The organism is Qipengyuania vesicularis, assembly GCF_019711415.1.
In the GTDB taxonomy this organism is placed as follows: domain Bacteria; phylum Pseudomonadota; class Alphaproteobacteria; order Sphingomonadales; family Sphingomonadaceae; genus Qipengyuania; species Qipengyuania vesicularis.
Window position 1 is genome coordinate 118,957 of record NZ_JAIGNJ010000004.1, and the last position, 19,822, is coordinate 138,778.

20 protein-coding genes are annotated in these 19,822 nt (G+C 61.7%); 7 read left to right on the forward strand and 13 right to left on the reverse strand.

Annotated features, from left to right (window positions below; all coding sequences use genetic code 11):
• Positions 1–47: 47 nt before the first annotated feature.
• A complete protein-coding gene (locus K3146_RS12495; RefSeq protein WP_221546644.1) occupies positions 48–317 on the forward strand; it encodes a metal-sensitive transcriptional regulator in 270 nt (89 codons plus the stop codon).
• A 112-nt stretch (positions 318–429) separates the two neighbouring features.
• On the opposite strand, the gene groL is transcribed toward K3146_RS12495, so the two are convergent.
• The 4 genes from groL to K3146_RS12515 all read right to left on the reverse strand — a co-directional run bounded on the left by groL (position 430) and on the right by K3146_RS12515 (position 4,447).
• A complete protein-coding gene (gene groL / locus K3146_RS12500; RefSeq protein WP_221546645.1) occupies positions 430–2,079 on the reverse strand; it encodes a chaperonin GroEL in 1,650 nt (549 codons plus the stop codon).
• Positions 2,080–2,132: 53 nt separating this feature from the next.
• On the reverse strand, positions 2,133–2,417 hold the full coding sequence (locus K3146_RS12505; protein WP_100260289.1) for a co-chaperone GroES: 285 nt from the start codon (positions 2,415–2,417) through the stop codon (positions 2,133–2,135).
• Between the two features lie 147 nt (positions 2,418–2,564).
• Complete coding sequence (locus K3146_RS12510; RefSeq protein WP_221546646.1) at positions 2,565–3,980, reverse strand: MATE family efflux transporter; 1,416 nt, start codon at positions 3,978–3,980, stop codon at positions 2,565–2,567.
• Between the two features lie 104 nt (positions 3,981–4,084).
• Complete coding sequence (locus K3146_RS12515) at positions 4,085–4,447, reverse strand: hypothetical protein (RefSeq protein WP_221546647.1); 363 nt, start codon at positions 4,445–4,447, stop codon at positions 4,085–4,087.
• A 263-nt stretch (positions 4,448–4,710) separates the two neighbouring features.
• On the opposite strand from K3146_RS12515, the gene K3146_RS12520 reads away from it, so the two are divergent.
• Positions 4,711–5,400, forward strand: a complete 690-nt coding sequence (locus K3146_RS12520; RefSeq protein WP_221546648.1) for a PilZ domain-containing protein — start codon at positions 4,711–4,713, stop codon at positions 5,398–5,400.
• A gap of 151 nt (positions 5,401–5,551) precedes the next feature.
• On the forward strand, positions 5,552–6,085 hold the full coding sequence (locus K3146_RS12525; RefSeq protein ID WP_221546649.1) for an acyloxyacyl hydrolase: 534 nt from the start codon (positions 5,552–5,554) through the stop codon (positions 6,083–6,085).
• Positions 6,086–6,205: 120 nt separating this feature from the next.
• On the opposite strand, the gene rplL is transcribed toward K3146_RS12525, so the two are convergent.
• The 3 genes from rplL to K3146_RS12540 all read right to left on the reverse strand — a co-directional run bounded on the left by rplL (position 6,206) and on the right by K3146_RS12540 (position 8,428).
• Entirely contained in the window at positions 6,206–6,583 is a 378-nt protein-coding gene (gene rplL, locus K3146_RS12530; RefSeq protein WP_090477479.1) for a 50S ribosomal protein L7/L12, read from the reverse strand.
• Positions 6,584–6,664: 81 nt separating this feature from the next.
• A complete protein-coding gene (gene rplJ / locus K3146_RS12535) occupies positions 6,665–7,180 on the reverse strand; it encodes a 50S ribosomal protein L10 (RefSeq protein ID WP_221546650.1) in 516 nt (171 codons plus the stop codon).
• 309 nt (positions 7,181–7,489) lie between these two features.
• Positions 7,490–8,428: an alpha/beta fold hydrolase gene (locus tag K3146_RS12540; RefSeq protein ID WP_221546651.1), complete on the reverse strand. Its 939-nt coding sequence runs from the start codon at positions 8,426–8,428 to the stop codon at positions 7,490–7,492.
• A gap of 126 nt (positions 8,429–8,554) precedes the next feature.
• Between K3146_RS12540 and K3146_RS12545 the strand changes: the two genes are divergently transcribed.
• Both K3146_RS12545 and K3146_RS12550 read left to right on the forward strand, forming a co-directional pair.
• Entirely contained in the window at positions 8,555–9,388 is an 834-nt protein-coding gene (locus K3146_RS12545) for a helix-turn-helix domain-containing protein (RefSeq protein ID WP_221546652.1), read from the forward strand.
• Positions 9,389–9,431: 43 nt separating this feature from the next.
• Positions 9,432–10,556: a hypothetical protein gene (locus tag K3146_RS12550; RefSeq protein ID WP_221546653.1), complete on the forward strand. Its 1,125-nt coding sequence runs from the start codon at positions 9,432–9,434 to the stop codon at positions 10,554–10,556.
• Between the two features lie 68 nt (positions 10,557–10,624).
• Here the strand turns inward: K3146_RS12550 and K3146_RS12555 are convergent, their stop codons facing one another.
• Genes K3146_RS12555 through K3146_RS13585 form a run of 3 tightly spaced genes read right to left on the reverse strand, consistent with a single transcriptional unit; the run spans position 10,625 to position 11,536 of the window.
• Positions 10,625–10,849 (reverse strand): helix-turn-helix domain-containing protein, encoded by a 225-nt coding sequence (locus K3146_RS12555; RefSeq protein ID WP_221546654.1) that lies wholly within the window; start codon positions 10,847–10,849, stop codon positions 10,625–10,627.
• A complete protein-coding gene (locus K3146_RS12560) occupies positions 10,849–11,385 on the reverse strand; it encodes a DUF2975 domain-containing protein (RefSeq protein ID WP_221546655.1) in 537 nt (178 codons plus the stop codon). The genes K3146_RS12555 and K3146_RS12560 overlap by 1 nt, the downstream gene beginning before the upstream one ends.
• A gap of 22 nt (positions 11,386–11,407) precedes the next feature.
• Positions 11,408–11,536, reverse strand: a complete 129-nt coding sequence (locus K3146_RS13585; protein ID WP_282098502.1) for a hypothetical protein — start codon at positions 11,534–11,536, stop codon at positions 11,408–11,410.
• A gap of 168 nt (positions 11,537–11,704) precedes the next feature.
• Between K3146_RS13585 and K3146_RS12565 the strand changes: the two genes are divergently transcribed.
• Positions 11,705–12,397 (forward strand): DUF4956 domain-containing protein, encoded by a 693-nt coding sequence (locus K3146_RS12565; RefSeq protein WP_221546656.1) that lies wholly within the window; start codon positions 11,705–11,707, stop codon positions 12,395–12,397.
• Between the two features lie 9 nt (positions 12,398–12,406).
• Here K3146_RS12565 and K3146_RS12570 read toward each other — a convergent pair whose 3' ends face one another.
• From K3146_RS12570 to K3146_RS12580, 3 genes are all read right to left on the reverse strand, one after another.
• Positions 12,407–13,447: a hypothetical protein gene (locus tag K3146_RS12570; protein WP_221546657.1), complete on the reverse strand. Its 1,041-nt coding sequence runs from the start codon at positions 13,445–13,447 to the stop codon at positions 12,407–12,409.
• Positions 13,444–14,538: a metallophosphoesterase gene (locus K3146_RS12575; RefSeq protein ID WP_221546658.1), complete on the reverse strand. Its 1,095-nt coding sequence runs from the start codon at positions 14,536–14,538 to the stop codon at positions 13,444–13,446. The genes K3146_RS12570 and K3146_RS12575 overlap by 4 nt, the downstream gene beginning before the upstream one ends.
• A 108-nt stretch (positions 14,539–14,646) precedes the next feature.
• Positions 14,647–15,270 carry a VOC family protein gene (locus K3146_RS12580; RefSeq protein WP_221546659.1) on the reverse strand — a complete coding sequence of 208 codons (624 nt, stop codon included), beginning with the start codon at positions 15,268–15,270 and terminating at the stop codon, positions 14,647–14,649.
• A gap of 319 nt (positions 15,271–15,589) precedes the next feature.
• Between K3146_RS12580 and rpoB the strand changes: the two genes are divergently transcribed.
• Positions 15,590–19,783 (forward strand): DNA-directed RNA polymerase subunit beta, encoded by a 4,194-nt coding sequence (gene rpoB / locus K3146_RS12585; protein ID WP_221546660.1) that lies wholly within the window; start codon positions 15,590–15,592, stop codon positions 19,781–19,783.
• Positions 19,784–19,822 lie beyond the last annotated feature (39 nt).

Sequence of the window (19,822 nt, forward strand, 5' to 3'; positions counted from 1 at the left end):
GCGGCTATATATACCCCCATAGGGTATTTGGAAGGGCCGATTTAGCCATGAACGAACAATCCGCTGCAAAGGTCCGCCGCCTCAATCGTATTGCAGGGCAGGTGAACGGGATCGCCCGGATGATCGAGGACGATCGATACTGCATGGACATCCTCCACCAGATGCAGGCAGTGAAGTCCGCGCTGGCCAAGGTGGAAAGCCAGGTGCTCAAGGATCATGCTGCTTGCTGTGTGGCCGAAGCGATCCGAAGCGGCGATGCCGACGAGCAGAAACAGAAATTTGAAGAACTCGTCGATCTGTTCGAGAAGCGTCGCTGACGCTAATCGAGATCGCAGGTTCTTCACCTGCATAACAGACAGAAGAAAGGCCCGGCAGGATTGCTCCCGCCGGGCCTTTCTTTTGTTTGGCCGATAGTCTGGTCGGTAAGGCTTAGAAGCCCATGCCGCCCATACCGCCCATGCCGCCCATGTCGGGCATTGCCGGGGCAGCCGACTTGTCTTCGGGCTTGTCGACGATCGCCGCTTCCGTGGTGATCAGCAGGCCAGCGACCGAAGCTGCGTCCTGCAGTGCGGTGCGGACAACCTTGGTCGGGTCGATGACGCCGGCAGCCACGAGGTTTTCGTAGGTGTCGGTTGCGGCATTGAAGCCGAGCGTGTCGTCGTTGGCGTCGGTCAGCTTGCCGGCAACAACCGCACCATCATGGCCGGCATTGGCCGCGATCTGGCGAACCGGTGCCTGCAGCGCACGACGGACGATGTCGATGCCGCGGGTCTGGTCGTCGTTTTCGCCTTCGAGGCCGTCGAGCGACTTGGTGGCGTAGAGCAGGGCGGTACCGCCGCCGGGGACGATACCTTCTTCAACGGCTGCGCGGGTTGCGTGCAGCGCGTCGTCGACGCGGTCCTTGCGCTCCTTCACTTCGACTTCGGTCGCACCGCCGACCTTGATCACGGCAACGCCGCCAGCGAGCTTTGCAAGACGTTCCTGCAGCTTTTCGCGGTCATAGTCGCTCGAGGTGTTGTCGATCTGCGTGCGGATTTCACCGACGCGGGCCTTGATGTCGTCTTCGCTGCCGGCACCGTCGACGATGGTCGTGTTGTCCTTGTCGATGGTGACGCGCTTGGCTTCACCGAGCATACCCAGCGTGACGTTCTCGAGCTTGATGCCGAGGTCTTCGCTGATCATTTCGCCCTGCGTCAGGATCGCGATGTCCTGCAGCATGGCCTTGCGACGATCGCCGAAGCCCGGAGCCTTGACCGCTGCAACCTTGAGGCCGCCGCGCAGCTTGTTGACCACGAGGGTCGCCAGCGCTTCGCCTTCAATGTCTTCCGCGATGATCAGGAGAGGACGGCCCGACTGGACAGCCGCTTCGAGCACCGGAAGCATCGCCTGAAGGTTCGACAGCTTCTTCTCGTGGATCAGGATGTACGGGTTCTCGAGTTCGACCGTCATCTTTTCCGGGTTGGTGATGAAGTAGGGCGAAAGGTAGCCGCGATCGAACTGCATGCCTTCGACGGTTTCGAGCTCGAATTCGAGACCCTTGCTCTCGTCGACGGTGATCACGCCTTCCTTGCCGACCTTTTCCATGGCTTCAGCGATCTTCTCGCCGACTTCACGGTCGCCATTGGCCGAGATGATGCCGACCTGCGCGATTTCTTCGCTGCCCGACACTTCCTTCGAACGGGTGGCGAGGTTCTCGACGACCTTGGTGACTGCGAGGTCGATGCCGCGCTTGAGGTCCATCGGGTTCATTCCGGCGGCGACCGACTTCATGCCTTCGGTCACAATCGACTGGGCAAGTACGGTGGCAGTGGTGGTGCCGTCACCGGCGGCGTCATTCGCCTTCGATGCGACTTCCTTGATCATCTGCGCGCCCATGTTCTCGAACTTGTCCTTGAGTTCGATTTCCTTGGCGACTGAAACGCCGTCCTTGGTGATGCGGGGTGCGCCGAAGCTCTTGTCGATCACGACATTGCGGCCCTTGGGACCGAGGGTGACCTTGACGGCATTGGCGAGGGTGTCGACGCCGCGCAGAATGCCTTCGCGCGCGTCGCGGCCGAACTTTACGTCCTTGGCTGCCATTGGTGTTTCTCCTGGAATTCGTGTCTAGAGTTGGGAAGCAATGCGGATCGGGCTCAGCCCATGATCCCCATGATGTCGCTTTCCTTCATGATCAGCAGGTCTTCGCCGTCGAGCTTGATCTCGGTACCGGACCACTTGCCGAAAAGGATGCGGTCGCCGGGCTTCACGTCGAGAGCGACGAATGCACCGTCTTCACGGGTGCCCGGGCCGACGGCGACGACTTCGCCTTCGCTCGGCTTTTCCTTGGCGCTGTCGGGAATGATGATCCCGCCGGCGGTCTTTTCTTCTGCTTCGATGCGACGCACGAGCACACGGTCGTGCAGCGGACGAAATGCCATGATGATGACCTTTCTACTGAGTATGGATCTGTCGTTGGCACTCTCGGGCTGAGAGTGCCAGTGGCGCGCATTTGGGAGCGCGGCAGTGCAGAGTCAACGGGTGCGGAGCGAAAAAATTCCGCGCTGTTCGCCGAGACGTGCGTGTCCCTAGTCGACCCGTGCCGGGCGGTGGGTCAGCCCCAGATTTTCGCGCTTCGCCCAGCGCCACGTCAGCAGGATCGCAGCCACGATCAGCCCCGTTGCGAGGCCGATCCAGATACCCACGCCCTCCAGGCCGGTATAGAAGCCGAGATAGACCGCGATCCCTATGCCCGGGACCCAATAGGAAAAAGCAGCGATCCACATTGGAACCCGAGTGTCCTGCAGTCCGCGCAAGGCTCCTGCCGCGACGGCCTGCATCCCGTCGAAGAGCTGGAACGCGGCGGCGATCACGATGTATTTGAGCGCGAAACCGACCAACACCGCGTTCTTCGGGTCCCATGGATCGATATAGATCGCCAGCAGCGGCTTCGGGATCAGGATCATCGCGAGCGCGGTCATCACCATGAAGCCGGTACCGATGGCGATCCCGGTCCAGCCGGCCCTCTTCATTCCCTCCACATCGCGTGCGCCGTAGAAATAGCCGACGCGAATGGTGGCGGCCTGCCCCACGCCGAAGGGGACCTGGAAGGCTAGCGCGGCGATCTGCAGCGCGACAGTGTGCGCGGCCAGCTGGCTCGCGCCGATCTTGCCCATCAGGAATGCGGCCGCACCGAAAATTCCGGCCTCCGCGGTGATCGTGAGCGCGATGGGCGTGCCGATCCGCGTGATATGCCAGAAACGCTGCCAATCCGGCGACCACCACCGACCGAAGATCCGGTAGCGGTGCAGGCGCGGATCGAGCCTGATTGCGACCACGTAGGCCGCCATCGTCACCAAGGTGGTGATTATCGTCGCCACCGCCGCTCCGCGCAGGCCCAGCTCGGGTGCACCGAAATTTCCGAAGATGAAGGCATAATTGGCCAGCGCATTCACGAAGATCCCGCCAGCCGTGATGGCCGTTGCGAAGATGGGCCGGTCGAGTGTCGAGACAAAACTGCGCAAGACATTGTTGATGAGGAACGGCACCATCGAGAACACGAGGATCGTATTGTATTCGATCGCCATGCCGATGATGGCGGCTTCCTGACCGGTAACACGCATGAGCGGGCCCAGGAGCAGGCAGATGCCCATCCCGGCGATACCTGAGAATACTGCCAGCCATATGGCCATGCGAACCGATCGGCGCACTGCTCTCAGTGCGGGCGCTCGCTCCCCGAGTTCGGCCGCAACCACCGGAGCGACCGCCCCCGTTAGGCCCGACAGCGCCCACATGACGAGGCCGAAAAGCGCGATGGCAAGCGCCGAAGCAGCCAATTGCTGCTCACCCAGTCGCGCGATGAAGATCACGTCGATCGCATAGGTGAGCATCTGCAACAGGTTCGCCGCGGCCAGCGGCCAGCTCAGCCGCAAGGTGGCGGCAAATTCGCCGCGCCAGCCATCGCTGCCGCCGGGCAGGGGCGTTGGTTGCATGGTGGTCGTCATCGTCTTCCGCTCCCCGACAGGAATCGGAAGAGCCGACCCGCTTAGGCGGATCGGCTGCAGACCTCAATTCTCGGAATGTCTTTCCGGTGGCGCCGGATCAGCGACTAGCTGTTGGCGATCTTCACCTTGCCTGTGGCGCGGCTCGTCGCCTGGCGATCGCCCTTGCGGCGGTTATGACGACGGCGGCTGTAGCCGAAATAGGCGTAGCCCTTGAATTCGTTCGGATAGAGCGAGCGGCCGGATAGCAATTCGAATGCGGCGCAGATCATCCGGCGGCAGGCCCGGCGCAGTAGGTCGATGGTCGAAAGGATATCGACCACGAGCAGGATCGGCAGGACCGTGAAGAGGATCAGGTTCTTGCGAATATGGCGCGACGAATGCGCGCGCGGTGCGAAACGCACAATCAGTGCGCTGGCCACGAAAGTCGCGATTACATAGGCGGTGATCGCAAGAATTGCGCTTTGCATCGAAGGTCCCCGTTTCCTGCCCAATTCTCTTGGGCCGACCACGTAGTAACCCGTAGAAGTAAACGGTATCCTACCGAAATCCGCCGCAAGCGGGAGTTTGGACCTGAGAGAGTGGTTAATTTCAGGTGACCGATTGACTGCAGCGCCAACGGTGAAAACAGCAGCCCGTCCGGATTTCTCCGCAGTTTCAGGCACCTCCCTTTTCATGCGGTCAATTTCGGCTAGGATGGCCATCGGGTCGACTGCAAGGATGATTGCACGCCATGGGTGTGGAAGAAAAAACTGATCTTGGCCCACGCCAGCCCCGGCTTGTGCTCAAACTGAACACCGGTGTCGGCCAGTCGGGAAAATCTTTCGACGCCGAGATTCTCAATATTTCGCGCAAGGGCATGCTGGTGAAGACCGGCGCCAGCCTTTCGCTGGACGATCCGATCGAGGTCGTCCTGCCGCGTAGCGGCAAGGTCGGCGCGCGGGTCGTCTGGTCGACCGATGACCTTTATGGATGCAGTTTCCTCGAGCCAATTGACGAGGAAGACATCAAGGCCGCCAACCAGGTCGCCACCTCTCCGCGGATCCCCGGCCGACCGCTCGGCGTCGATGACGAGACACTGGGGTCGCGGATCAAGCGACTGCGGGTATCACGAGGGTTTACCATGCAGGGTCTCGCCGACCGTGTCGGGGTCAGCAAGCCGACCTTGTGGAAATGGGAAGGCGACCAGGTCCGCCCGCGCCACGAGACAATGCAGCGCCTTGCTGCCGAACTCGATGTCAGCGAACTCGAGCTGGCCTATGGTGCCCCGGGGCTTGGCGAAGCCGCGGCGCTCGCGGAGGAACAGGCGATAACCGGAAGCTCGCTTGCCGAGATCGTGCGCGCAAGCCGCAAGCGTATCGCGCAGGCGGCCGGGGTTTCCGAATCGGATGTCGAGATAGTGATTAATTGGGACAGTGAATAAATCTCCCGCGTAAATCAGTGCCTTTTGGCTTATGACTTGGCTTCTCGGGCGTCACGATGGTAAACGCCCATGCAACGGGGCCTTCAGCTTTCCGCAAGTCTCCCAAACTAGAACACGCCGCGAGCCTTGCGGAACGACTGGAGCTATCCAAATGCGGAGATTTTTCGCGACACTATCGATTGTCGCTGCAGCTTTTGGACTTTCTTCGCCTGCCCAGGCGCAGGAGATTTTCACCGGACTCTATGTGCACGGCGTCGATACGCCGCTCAGCCTCGACATAGGCGAAGACGGAATGGATGTGCAGGCCGGCTATCGGTTCGCGCCGATCGATGCGGTCGGCGGAATGGAGCCATACATCATCGCTTCGGCCAATATGGAAGGTGACACCAGCTTTGCCGGCGCGGGCGTGAGCTGGAAGCTCGAGATGGACGATTTCTACCTGCGTCCCGGCATCGGCCTCGTCGTCCACGATGGCCCCACGGAACGGCGTGATCCCGACACGCAAATCCGCAACGATCTGGGCAGCCGTGTCCTTTTCCAGCCCGAGATCGCGCTCGGCTTCAACGTATCGGAGCGCGTTTCGATCGAAGCGAGCTGGATTCACATCAGCAACGCCAATGTCTTCGATCGCGGACAGAACCCTGGGATCGACATGATGGGGCTCCGGATCAACCTCAGAATGTGAGGCTGCGGCGAGATCATTCTCGCGCCAGTTCGAACTCCTGGAGAAACGAAAAGGGCGGCACCTTTTGGTACCGCCCTTCGCGTGATCTCGCGGAACGAGATCGAAGCGTAAGCGAATGGCTTACTTGAGCTCGACGGTACCGCCGGCTGCTTCGATCTTGCCCTTGATTTCTTCGGCTTCAGCCTTGTTGACGCCTTCCTTGAGCGCCTTGGGTGCGCCTTCGACAAGAGCCTTGGCTTCGGTGAGGCCGAGACCGGTGATGGCACGGACTTCCTTGATGACCTGGATCTTCTTGCCACCGTCGCCGGTGAGGACGACGTCGAATTCGTCCTTTTCTTCAGCAGCGGCACCTGCGTCACCGCCGCCGGCCGGGCCAGCAACAGCAACAGCAGCAGCGGCGCTCACGCCCCACTCTTCTTCAAGTGCCTTGGCAAGCTCAGCGGCTTCCATGACGGTCAGCTTCGACAGTTCTTCAACAAGCTTGGCGATATCAGCCATGATGTTTCACTCCAATAAATAGGCCGGGGTGCCCATCCGGGTCTGCCCCGATGAATATGTGTTCGTGCGTCGAACCAGCTCTTACGCGGCTTCCTTGGCGGCATATGCGCCGAAGACACGTGCGAGCTTGGCTGCGGGTGCGTTGACGACCTGGGCAACCTTGGTTGCCGGTGCGTTGACGAGACCCACGATCTTGCCGCGAAGTTCGTCGAGGCTCGGCATCGAGGCGAGTGCCTTGACCCCAGCTTCATCGAGCTTCTGCGCGCCCATCGAACCGCCGACGATTTCGAGCTTGTCGGTCGTCTTGGCGAATTCCACCACAGCCTTTGCGGCTGCAACCGGATCCTCGGAATAACCAAGGGCGGTCGGACCGGACAGGTACTCGTCGAGACCTGCGTAGTCGGTGTCCTTCAGGGCGAGCTTGGCGAGACGGTTCTTCGCAACCTTGTAGGACGCACCGGCTTCACGCATCTTCGTGCGCAGTTCGGTCGACTGAGCAACCGAAAGGCCCAGGTTGCGGGTCACGACGACCACGCCAGCCTGGTTGAAGACTTCGCTGAGCTGGGCGACCGAATCGGCTTTCTGCGAACGATCCATGCCATACTCCTTCACTATGACCCCGCCGGATGGCTCCGCCGGGATCGGCTACGTTTGTCCGTGCCGAAACAACGACACGGGCGAGTCCGTTGATGGGGGAAGGAGTGCGCCAAATGGCGCGAAACGGCGGGCGCCAAGGCCTGCCGGAAATTCTCTTTTCCCCGTCTAGGCTGGAAATTAAGACCGGCAAATCCCGGTCACCAACTGTCTCGGACGGATTGCCGCTTCCGGATCGCTCCGGGAACGGACGGGCGCGCATTTAGCGGGCAGGGCGACAGAGTCAAGCGAATTGCCGCGGTTGGGGGCCGGTCAATTCCCTTTTTCTGAGCCTCTGCGAACGACAAGCTCTCCGGCCGCCTGGGCCATGCCGCCATTGTCATGCGCTACTCCGGGCACGGTGCGCAGCGTCCAGTTGAATGCCCAGTCCTGCCTGCGCGCCATCTCCCGACCGAATTCAAAGAAGAACTTGCCTCGCGCCAGGCGATGTTCGCCTTGGAGCATCGCTCCCTCGGATCGATTGAGGCTCTCGTGCCGAGGGTCCGCATCCTCTTCGCCCAGAAGGACGACCACATCGCTCGCCAAGGCGGATTGCAGGTCATCTGGCACAAGGTCGAGTCCGTTCAAGCCGTAGGGATAGGGGAAGGCAAATGTCGGCAGGGTATACCAGCCGGCATTGGCAAGAATGTAGCGCAGCACCCTCGGATTGCGCTGGGTCAGCAAGAAGCGGTGGACGAATTGCGAACCCGCCGAATGCCCGTAGAGCGTATAGCCCTCCTGCTTCCCACCGATCCTGGCCACGACGTTGTCGAACAGCGGTTCGATCGCGGCGAAGCTCCATTCGGACCTTTCGCGCAGATCGGTCCGGCCTCGCTTCACGACATGGCCGAGATTATATTCGTGCGATCCGCGGAACGACCCGCGGCCGAACTCCGGTACGATCACAATGAAGCCGCGTTCCTGCGCGATGGCCTGCCATTGGGCGAGGTATCGATCAGCATCGCGGTTCATGCCGTGCATCACCACCAGTATCGGCGCTTCCTCCGCGGCAACCGCGGTGGGAATGAATGCGTGTACCTTGAGTGCGGGACCACGCCAGCCATCGAAGCGGAATTCATGCGCCCCCTCGGGAAGCCTTTCGGCAGGTTCGGTCTTCTCGCTTCCAGCCTGCTGTGCAGCGAGAGGTGCCGCCGGAAGACATAGCAGCGCCGCCAAGAGCATCTGCGCGACGGCGGGAAAACGAGTCGTCATGTGCCGCTTATGCCGCGCAAGTGCACGGATGACGAGAGCACAAGGTGCGCCCCGCAGCCCTAGATCGGCCGAGTTCGGGACAATTGCGCTTCAGCTTTCCCGCGAGACACAATAGAAGTAGGCGTCATGCTGTCGAAAGTGGATCCGAGGGGCGCAAAGCCCGATCACCGGTCCGGCTCCTACGAAGCCTGGCAGCTGGGCCCCTCCGGATGCGGCATCGTCGATCTCGCTTGGCACACATATATCGGACATGATCGACCCGAGGTTCACCGGCTGCTGCCGCATTCGGAACCCTCGCTCGTCATCCGGAGGCGCTTCAGCAGAAACGGGGAGACCAGCAATCTCCGGTTCGAGATCACGCAGATCAGCCCCGATGGCGGCACCTACAGTCCCGAACCGGGTGAGGAGATGTTCGGCCTGAGGCTGTGTCCGGAAGTGCTGGAGCCGCAGCTCGGTATTCGCGCTGCGGATATGAATGGGCAGGACCTGGAATTGCCAACAAGGCTGGCGCTTGCCATCGAACCGGCGAGACGGCTTGCCGGTCGAGAGCATTTTTCGGAGGCGTGGCGCGCGATGCTAGCAGCGATCAAGCCCTTGGCATCGACAGGGTCGACCGACCGCCTGGGTCGTGCGGCTGCGTTGTCGAGAGCATCGGGCGGCAGGATCACACCGGCCGAACTCGCACGGTTGGTCGATCTTAGCCCGAGGCACTTGCGCCGGGGGTTTTCAGAGCGCTTCGGCCTTTCCCCGCGTGGCTGGGCGAGGCGCTTGCGCATCACAGCCGCCATGCTCGAAGCCGAGCGCTCCGACCGTCCCGATTGGGCGGGGATTGCGGCAGGACATCGCTTCTCCGACCAGGCTCACATGATCCGCGAATGCCGCGCGATCCTCGGGCGGAGCCCCTCGAAGATCCATGCCGAGCGCAGGCCCATGGCCGTTTCTTTCAATATCTCCGACTGAACGACGTCGATCCTGTCCGCCTTGAAATCGGCAGGAGATTGGAATGTATCGGGCAATACTGGCGCTGTTAGCGCTCGCGCTACCGGCCACGGCGACGGCGCAGGATGAGCGAGCTCTCGATTGGGCAGGGCAGAGAGTAGACCTCGCGCAAGGCGGGGCCAATGCGACCATCGAGACGATCGACGGCGTCGAGGCCCTCGTGCTCACGCGCGGATTGGCGATGCTGGAGGGCGTCGAGTTTTCCGAAGGGGTCATCGAGTTCGACCTCGCCTTCGACGAGGCCTTCGGTTTTGGAGGGCCTGTATGGCATGTCGCCGAGGACGGACGGCAGGAATATTTCTACATCCGCCAGCACAAGTCGGGGCAGCCCGATGCGGGGCAGTATACCCCGATGCGCAATGGCCTGACTTCCTGGCAGATATTCACCGACCGCGATGCCCTCGCACCGCTCGGCTTCACCTATGAAGGCTGGAACCACTTCAAGATGGTCGTCGTGGGTGACCGGGCGGATATCTATTTCAATGGCAGCCGCATGCCAGCCCTGCATATTCCCGATCTGGCGTCCGATAGCGGTGCGGGCCGCCTGGGATTCAGGGCGTCGGGGCCGCAGGCGAGGATTGCTTTCGCGAACCTCTCGATCCGCGAGCTTGGCCCGCACGACGTGATCGTCGGTACTCCTTCGGGCGAACGTGAGGCGCCAGGGGGAGCGATAACCCGCTGGTCGGTCAGCGACCCGTTCCCCGAAGCACTGGTTCAGGACCAGCCGGTCCTTCCTGGCCTTCCGGTCAGCCTGCCCGGTGCTGCAACTCTCGAGGTCGAAACCAGCGGTATCGCCGATATATCGCGGGTGGCTGCGCTAGGAGATGAGGCAGACACGGTCATCGTCTCGACCCGTATCCGGTCCGATCGCGCCAGGCAGGTGCGCTTGAAGTTCGGCTACTCGGATCGCGTCCGGCTCTTCCTCAACGGCCGCTTGGTGTTCGAAGGCGAGGCGGGTTGGCGCAGCAGGGATCACTTCTTCCTTGGTACGATCGGTTTTCACGATACCGTGGTGCTACCGCTTCAGGAGGGTGAGAACCTGCTTCAGGCTGCGGTCTCCGAAACCTTCGGCGGCTGGGGTTTTGCGGGTGCGATTGCCGAGAGGGACGGCATTATCATCCTGCCATAGCCCGAAAATGAAAGGGCCGCCCCGACCGGAGTCGGGACGGCCCTTGTGTTGCGATGCCGAGCGAGCTGTCAGTCCGTTTCGTAAGCCAGCAGGTCGCCCGGCTGGCAGTCGAGTTCGCGGCAGATCGCTTCGAGGGTCGAGAAGCGGATGGCCTTGGCCTTGCCGGTCTTCAGGATCGACAGATTGGCCAGGGTTAGGCCGACGCGTTCGGCAAGCTCGGTCAGCGTCATGCGGCGGGCGTGGAGGATATCGTCGAGCTTGACCATGATCCGGGTTCCTTCTTCAGCTGGCATCACACGGTCCCCTCGAGATCAGCGCGCATCGCCGCTCCATGGCGGAACACGCGAGCGAGGATGAACAGGACAAGGGCGACGAAGATGCCGGTCAGCGAGAACTCGATGTCCAGAGTGTAGAGGTCTTCTTTGACCTGCTTCGCGATGAATGTGGCGATCGCCCCGGCCGGAATCTTGATGCATTCGATGATCACCACGATCCAGGCCATCCGGCGCAGGCGATCGGCATTTTCTGCGATGAAGGGGTCCCCATCGCCAACCGAGTTGATCATCTGCTTGAGCGCCCTGAGGAAGACGAATGCGAGGCCCACGGTGGCAGCTATGAGGAGTATCACAAGGGCGAGAAACACTGCGACAGTGCCGACACTGATGACGGCGTCGGGCAACATCTCGTCTGCGATATGGCTCTGGCTAAGCAAGACAACGGGGGCGAGGACGATCAGGCCGATGAAGAGCGCTCCAAGCAGGACCTGGAAGATGGTCGTCAAAATCCGGGCCGCCTTGAGCAGGCCGTCGTTGGGCAAGGTCTCGGTCATTTCAAACTCCAGTCGTCCGGTCTCAGGCGAGGGTCGGCGCTTCGATCACTGCCACCGGCGGCGTGGGGACCGTGGTGATCAGCTGCATCGAGAAAATGGTGATCGTGATGGCTGCAACGGCAGCGGCGAGATGGTTGTGCAAACGGGTCATTTATCGAACTCCTTGATCTTCAATATCGATAATCAATAATCCGAGTCGGCCATATTGTCAATCGATAATATCGAGTTTCGATATGTATGGTGTCGTTTTGCGATAACCTCCCCGAGGCGCGGGGTCGATAAGTGGCGGAATTGTCGTGCGAAGCGGATACCTCTATAGATGGCCGGGGGAGGGGTGCAGGCCATGGTCTTTCGCGCATTGTTCGTTCGGCTCACGCTGTTCTACCTGGTGGTGACAGGCGCGGTGATGGGTGTTGTCGCGCTCGCCCCTTCGCTTGCCCATTTCCTGCCGCTGGGTGGCGCTCAGACGCTGCTCAGCCAGACGGCGACGGATCCATTCGGCGGGGTCGAGATCGGTGCCGAGAAGGTCGGCAATCTGAGCAGTTCGATCCTGTGGCTCTTCGTGGCCGTGGGCGGGGCAATGCTCACGACCATCCCGGTCACCTGGACCTACATGGCCAGCCGCAGCCGGTCCGAATACGATCAGGCGCTGGTGGAAACGATGATCGTGTTGCCGATTGCAGTCACGGCGATCGTGGTCATGGTTCACAACTCGCTCGCTTTGGCATTCTCGCTCGCGGGCATTGTGGGTGGGGTTCGGTTCCGCAATACGCTCAAGAGCTCGGGCGATGCGATCTATATCCTTCTCGCGATCGGCATCGGGCTGGCCGCGGGGATAGGCGCGCTCGAGATCGCGCTCGTGATGACGGTCATGTTCAACTACGCCTTCGCTACCCTGTGGCTGGTGGATTACGGCGCCAAGGACGGGACACACCGGTATCTGCGCTCGCCTGAAGCTGCCCAGGATGCGGAGGAACACGACCAGTCCGGCGAGGGTGGTGATCTGGACTGACAAGGCAGCCTAACGGCAATCGTTGAGCAGCTCCTTGCGCAGCGTTTCCTCGTCCGCGATATCGTCGAAGAAGCTTTCGAGATAACGCGTCATCGCGGATCGGTTCCTGCCGTCGACATGCGACGTGGCTGAAATCTTATTTTCCAGGGCACCGCGTAGGGTACGAAAGCGTTCGGCCTCGGCCGGGACATGATCGTTGAACGCGCAAAAGCCGCGATAAAGGCGTGTCGTGACAGAGCGTATTCCGAGCTGTTCGTTGGGCACGGCATAGCTGGCATCGACAAAGCCGGAATTGTCGAAATCGTAGGGCACCGGCGTCAGCCCGCTGCGAGAGGCGGACTCGTCGCCGACAAGGCGCGAGTTGTGGCAGCAATCTCCTCCACTCGGACCGAAGATCATCGACCAGTCGGTATTGCCGATGAGGTACTGGAAGAGTGCGTACCGCGCCGCATCCGTCTGATCGAGCCTGCCGAGCGCTATGTTGCCCGTGTCGACCTCCTTGCGCCCGAGGCGCCGAGCGGCATCATCGACATCCTCGATGAAGAAGCCGAGGCGCTGGGTGACCCGCTTGCCGTCATCCAGATAGTTCACCCGGACCAGGCGGACCCGCAAGCTTTCCGGAGTGAGAATGTTGTACAGCCGATAGGCAACGTATTCGCGCAGCAGCGTCTGCTCCCCGGAGCTGCTGTCGCGACAATGGGTGACCAGCTTTATCCGCCCCTGCTTGTGAAACAGGGATGTTTCGCCGGGCTTCTCCGGAAACGCGACCCGCAGGGGTGGGAACTGGCAATTCTCGCGCAAGCGGCGGGACTTACCCCGGGCGGAAAGCTCGATTGCGTGCGTTTCGCCGGCGGCCTGCAGCTGGGCGGGGTGGACATCGGTCGAGCTTTCTGCGCGCCGCGCAATTCGTTTGATCGGTCCCGAGATCGTGATCTCGAGAGTCGCATCGGCGGCGAACAGGGGAGTAACTTCGCCTGTGTCCTCCTGCGCCGCCAAGGGGGTGGCGCCAATCGCTAGTGCGAAGACGAGTGTCGGGAGCGGCTTATTCATGGCGTTTCTTCATGCGCCGCCTGGCCGATGGCGCGCGTGGTCCAGGTACCGTCGCTGCCCCTTTCATGCGCGGCGAGTACGTCACCTTCGATGACGAGAAAGCTCGCCGGCCCGCCGTAGTGGGCTGAGATGCCCGTATCGACGCGGATCAACCGTCCGGCGAGGTCGCTTGCGATCCCCTCGCGCGAAGGTGTGTGGGCGACTACCAGCCTCTTCGCATCGTATCGCGCGAGTATCGCAGCGATCTCCTCTTCACGGGAAGGACGGGGCGCAGGTTCAGCGCCTTCGGGAACGTTGCCCGCAGCATCTTTCTCGCTGCGGGCAACGTTCCCGCGATACCAGAGGGGCCCGAGCGGGTCTTCGAGGGCACTGCGATCCACTTCATCGCCCGGCTGGAGCGAGGCGGTAACACTCGCATTCAATGCGTCGATGCCCTGGCGCGTTCGTTCCTCGCTCAAGCCACCATGAGCGAACAGTGTGTTTCCGACCATTACCACCGCAGGCAGGCTTGCCGCCCATAGGCCAAGCTCGCCTCCCGGCCGCCAGGCGCGCCGGTGCTCGAGCATTCCCAGCGGGGTTTCGGCGAACCACTGCTCCTTCGCATCCTCGGGGGACAGGGGCGGGTCAAGCCCGCTGTAATAGGTTTCGAGGGCCTCGCGATTGGCTTTCCAGACCGCTTCGCGCCGAGACTTCGAGCGCTTGTCACTGAAGGCTGCGTACTCTCCCGGGTGCACGTATCGCAGATCGCCGATGACGTTCATCGCCTCGTGATTGCCCAGCAATACGATCACCGCGCCGCCGTCTTTGGCAGCCTCGACTTGCAGTGCCTGCAGATGCTGGATGATCCTGAGCGAATCCGGCCCCCGGTCGGTAACGTCTCCCAGCTGCACCAGCGTGGTATCGCCGCCCGACCAATCGCCATGCTTGTCGATAAGACCGGCCTGGCGGGCAATGGCCTCCCACGCGTCGAAATCACCATGCAGGTCACCGACCGCGACGATACGTGTGGCAGGCTCTTCGGAGACCTGCGCGAGGGCCGGAAAGGCAGCCCAAGCGGCTAGGGCGGTCAGCCAGAGCAACAGTCGATGCATGCTCTCTCCTCTCCAACGAGGCGAGCACGGTAGCACAATTTGGCGTCAGTGTGGCGCCATTTCAGCCGGTTGCCACCCGTCCCGCCAACTCGGGAGAGACCGGATCGGCTATTTCGGTGGGACAGTCGCCATCAGCCCAAGCGGCCTTCCGTCATTGTCTTCCACGAAGCCCATCCACTCCTCGCTGCCGTCCTCATGCGTATGGATCCGGTGTGGTGCGGAGATAACCTTGGCCCCTCTCTCCTCCATGCCCGAGCAAGCCGCGTGCACATCGTCGACGCGGAAATAGATGAGGGATTCAGCTCCGGCATCGCCTTCGCTGAGCATGAGCCGGGTTCCATTGCAGGCGAAGAATGCCATGTTGCCTGCGTCGAACAACGGTTCGAGCCCAAGCACATCGCGATACCATCTTCGTGCTGCATCGATATCGCTGACCGTGCGTGCGATTTGTCCGATAGCACCGATGCCGTTTTCGCTATTCATTTCGCGCATTCCCTCCAGTGCGCTACCCCGCTCGATGCCGTTCCAGAGTTTCAGCTCGCTACGGCTATCCATCCCGAGCTTGCCGAGAATGTTCGAGACATGGAACTTGACTGCGTCCAGGCCGACCCCTTGCCGGGCGGCGATCTGCGGGTTGGTCAGGCCGTGGCGCACGCCTTCCGCAACCCGCCATTCGGCGGGCGTGAGGACGTCCGGATGGGCCGGTCGACCGCGTTCCTTGCTACTGCTCATGCGACGAGTGTAGCGCCTCGTGCGGCGAATTTCCCTACCCGGCATTTTGCGGGTTTGACTTCGCGCAGACGCTTTCCTACATGCCCCTCGACCGCACGCTTCGAGCGAGTCTGATTCATGCGCGGGGATCGGACACAGGATGGAAGCGGCGTTTCCATATCGCGACGCTTTTCATGAGCTGCAGCTGCCGCCGCTATTGGTGTGCATTCGCTGCGGCCTTTTTGCGTCTCGCGATCTGGTTCTCACGCGCATGAGACATTTGATTTCCGGTCCCGACCGCGCGGGGCCAGATGCACACGAGAAGAGGTAACTACCCCTTATGGCTACCAAGGCGAAGGCACCCCGGAACACTGCTTCGGGTACCGCAAAGCGGCGTATCCGCAAGATCTTCGGCGACATCCACGAAGTCGTCGACATGCCCAACCTGATCGAAGTCCAGCGCGAGAGCTATGAACAGTTCCTGCGTTCCGACAAGGCCACCGGCCATGTCTCGGGCCTCGAGAAGACGCTGCGCTCGGTCTTCCCGCTGCGCGACTTCGCCGGTACCGCCGAACTCGACTTCGTTCACTACGAACTCGAACCGCCCAAGTACGACATCGTCGAATGCCGCCAGCGCGGCATCACCTATGCGGCCCCGATGAAGGTCACGCTGCGTCTGATCGTCTTCGAAGTCGACCAGGAAACCGAGACCCGCTCCGTGCTCGATATCAAGGAGCAGGACGTCTACATGGGCGACATGCCGCTGATGACGGACAACGGTACCTTCATCATCAACGGTACCGAGCGCGTTATCGTCTCGCAGATGCACCGTTCGCCGGGTGTGCTGTTCGACCATGACCGCGGCAAGACGCACAGCTCGGGCAAGCTCCTTTTCGCTGCCCGCATCATTCCGTATCGCGGCAGCTGGCTCGACTTCGAGTTCGACGCCAAGGACATCGTCAACGTGCGTATCGACCGCAAGCGCAAGCTGCCGGTCACCGCGCTGCTTTATGCTCTGGGCCTCGACAGCGAAGACATCCTTTCGCACTTCTACAACAAGGTCACTTGGAAGCGCGCCACCGGCAAGAAGGGCGAAGGCTGGAACATCCCCTTCGTTCCCGAGCAATGGCGCGGCCAGAAGCCGGCTTTCGCGCTGGTTGATGCCAAGACCGGCGAGGAAGTCTTCCCCGCCGGCCAGAAGATCTCGCCCCGCGCTGCAAACAAGGCGGCGAAGGATGGTCTTGAAACGCTACTGCTGCCGACCGAGGAAGTCTTCGGCCGCTATGCCAGCGAAGACCTGATCGACGAGAAAACCGGCCGCATCTACATCGAAGCCGGTGACGAAGTTTCGGCCGAGAACCTCGAAGTGCTCGACGCTGCCGGCGTCGACAGCCTCGAGCTCCTCGACATCGACCATGTCACGACCGGCCCCTGGATCCGCAACACGATGAAGGTCGACAAGGCCGAGAACCGTGACGAGGGCCTGGAGGCGATCTACAAGGTCATGCGCCCCGGCGAACCGCCGACCAAGGAAACCGCAGAAGCCCTGTTCGAAGGCCTGTTCTTCGACGGCGAACGCTATGACCTTTCGGCTGTTGGCCGCGTAAAGCTCAACATGCGTCTCGACCTCGACGCCGAAGACACGGTGACCACGCTGCGCAAGGAAGACATCCTCGCCGTGGTCAAGGAACTGGTCGACCTCAAGGACGGCAAGGGCGAAGTCGACGACATCGACAACCTCGGCAACCGCCGTGTCCGCTCGGTCGGCGAACTGCTCGAAAACCAGTACCGCGTCGGCCTGCTGCGCATGGAGCGCGCCGTTAAGGAGCGCATGAGCTCGGTCGACGTGTCGACCGTGATGCCGAACGACCTCATTAACGCGAAGCCCGCCGTGGCTGCCGTGCGCGAGTTCTTCGGTTCTTCGCAGCTCTCGCAGTTCATGGACCAGACCAACCCGCTCTCGGAAGTCACCCACAAGCGCCGCGTTTCGGCACTTGGCCCGGGCGGCCTTACCCGTGAGCGCGCAGGCTTCGAAGTCCGCGACGTTCACCCGACGCACTATGGCCGTATCTGCCCGATTGAAACGCCGGAAGGCCCGAACATCGGTCTGATCAACTCGCTCTCGACCTTCGCCCGCGTAAACAAGTACGGCTTCATCGAAACGCCGTATCGGAAGGTGAAGGACAACAAGGTGACCGACGAGGTTATCTACCTCTCGGCGATGGAAGAGCAGAAGCACACCGTGGCACAGGCCTCGGCTGATCTGGACGACAAGGGCGGCTTCGTGGAGGAGCTGGTCTCGGCGCGCCAGAACGGAGACAACCTGATGGCTCCGCGCGAAACCATCACGCTGATGGACGTTTCGCCCAAGCAGCTCGTCTCGGTCGCAGCATCACTCATTCCGTTCCTGGAAAACGATGACGCCAACCGCGCACTGATGGGCTCGAACATGCAGCGCCAGGCCGTGCCGCTCGTCAAGGCAGAAGCGCCTTGGGTCGGCACCGGCATGGAAGAAACCGTTGCCCGTGATTCCGGCGCAGCCATCACCGCCAAGCGCGGCGGCGTGGTCGACCAGGTCGACGCAACGCGTATCGTTATCCGCGCCATCGGAGATGTCGAACCCGGCCAGTCGGGCGTCGACATCTACACGCTGCAGAAGTTCCAGCGTTCGAACCAGGACACCTGCATCAACCAGCGTCCGCTGGTGAAGGTCGGTGAAACGGTCGAGCCGGGCGACGTTATCGCCGACGGTCCCTCGACCGACCTCGGCGAACTGGCCCTGGGCCGTAACACGCTCGTCGCCTTTATGCCCTGGAACGGCTACAACTACGAGGACTCGATCCTCATCTCCGAGCGCATCGTGAAGGACGACGTCTTCACCTCGATCCACATCGAGGAATTCGAAGTCATGGCTCGCGATACGAAGCTCGGCCCTGAAGACATCACCCGCGACATCCCCAACGTCGGCGAGGAGGCCCTGCGCAACCTCGACGAAGCGGGCATCGTCTACATCGGCGCCGAAGTGCACCCGGGCGATATCCTGGCCGGCAAGATCACGCCTAAGGGCGAAAGCCCGATGACGCCGGAAGAAAAGCTCCTGCGCGCCATCTTCGGTGAAAAGGCCAGCGACGTGCGCGACACCTCGCTCCGTTTGCCGCCGGGCGTTGCCGGGACGGTCGTGGAAGTCCGCGTCTTCAACCGTCACGGTATCGAGATCGATGACCGTACGCGTGCGATCCAGAACGAGGAAATCGAGCGTCTCCGCAAGGACGCTGCCGACGAACGCGCGATCCTCAACCGTGCAACCTACAACCGCCTGCGCGACATGCTCGAAGGCCAGACGGCCTCGGCTGCTCCGAAGGGCGTCAAGAAGGGCACCAAGATCGACGAAAGCGTTCTCGAAAGCGTCGACAAGCACGAATGGTTCAAGTTCGCAGTTGCGGACGACAATCGCCAGGCGCAGCTCGAAGCGGTCAAGTCGCAGTATGACGAGAGCGTGAAGGTCATCGACGACAAGTTCGAAGACCGGAAGGAAAAGCTCGAGCGTGGTGACGAACTCGCACCGGGCGTGCTCAAGATGGTCAAGGTCTTCGTTGCCGTGAAGCGCAAGCTTCAGCCGGGCGACAAGATGGCCGGCCGTCACGGTAACAAGGGTGTCATCAGCCGCATCCTGCCGGTCGAGGACATGCCGTTCCTCGCCGACGGTACGCCGGTAGACATCGTTCTCAACCCGCTGGGCGTGCCGTCGCGAATGAACGTCGGGCAGATCTTCGAAACGCACCTCGGTATGGCGGCCCGCAATTTGGGCATGCAGATCGGCGAGCAGCTCGAAGAGTGGAAGAAGGCCAACCCGAACGCTTCGGAAGACTACGCCAAGGCGAAGCCGCCCGAAGCGGTGATCGAGCGTCTGAACGACGTCTACGGCGATCGCTACAAGGACGATCTCAAGGCGCGTTCGACCGAAGAGATCGTCGAACTGGCCAGCAACCTTCGCTACGGCGTTCCGATGGGTACCCCGGTGTTCGACGGCGCGCGCGAAGGCGACGTGACCGTGGAGCTGGAGCGTGCGGGTCTTGATGCCGACGGCCAGTCGGTTCTCTTCGACGGCCGCACCGGTGAAGCCTTCGACCGCAAGGTGACAGTGGGCATCATCTACATGCTCAAGCTGCACCACCTGGTCGACGACAAGATCCACGCCCGTTCGATCGGCCCCTACAGCCTCGTCACCCAGCAGCCGCTGGGCGGTAAGGCGCAGTTCGGCGGCCAGCGCTTCGGTGAGATGGAGGTCTGGGCACTCCAGGCCTACGGTGCAGCCTATACGCTGCAGGAAATCCTCACCGTGAAGTCGGACGACGTGATCGGCCGTACCAAGGTCTACGAAGCCATCGTCAAGGGTGACGACACCTTCGAGGCTGGCATTCCGGAGAGCTTCAACGTTCTCGTCAAGGAAATGCGCAGCCTGGGTCTCAATGTCGAACTCAAGTCGCTCAGCGACGACGAAGACGACGACGGCCTCGCGATCGCGGCGGAATAGGGGAGCGCAAGCTCCCCACCGCTCTCCGCCCATTAGAAT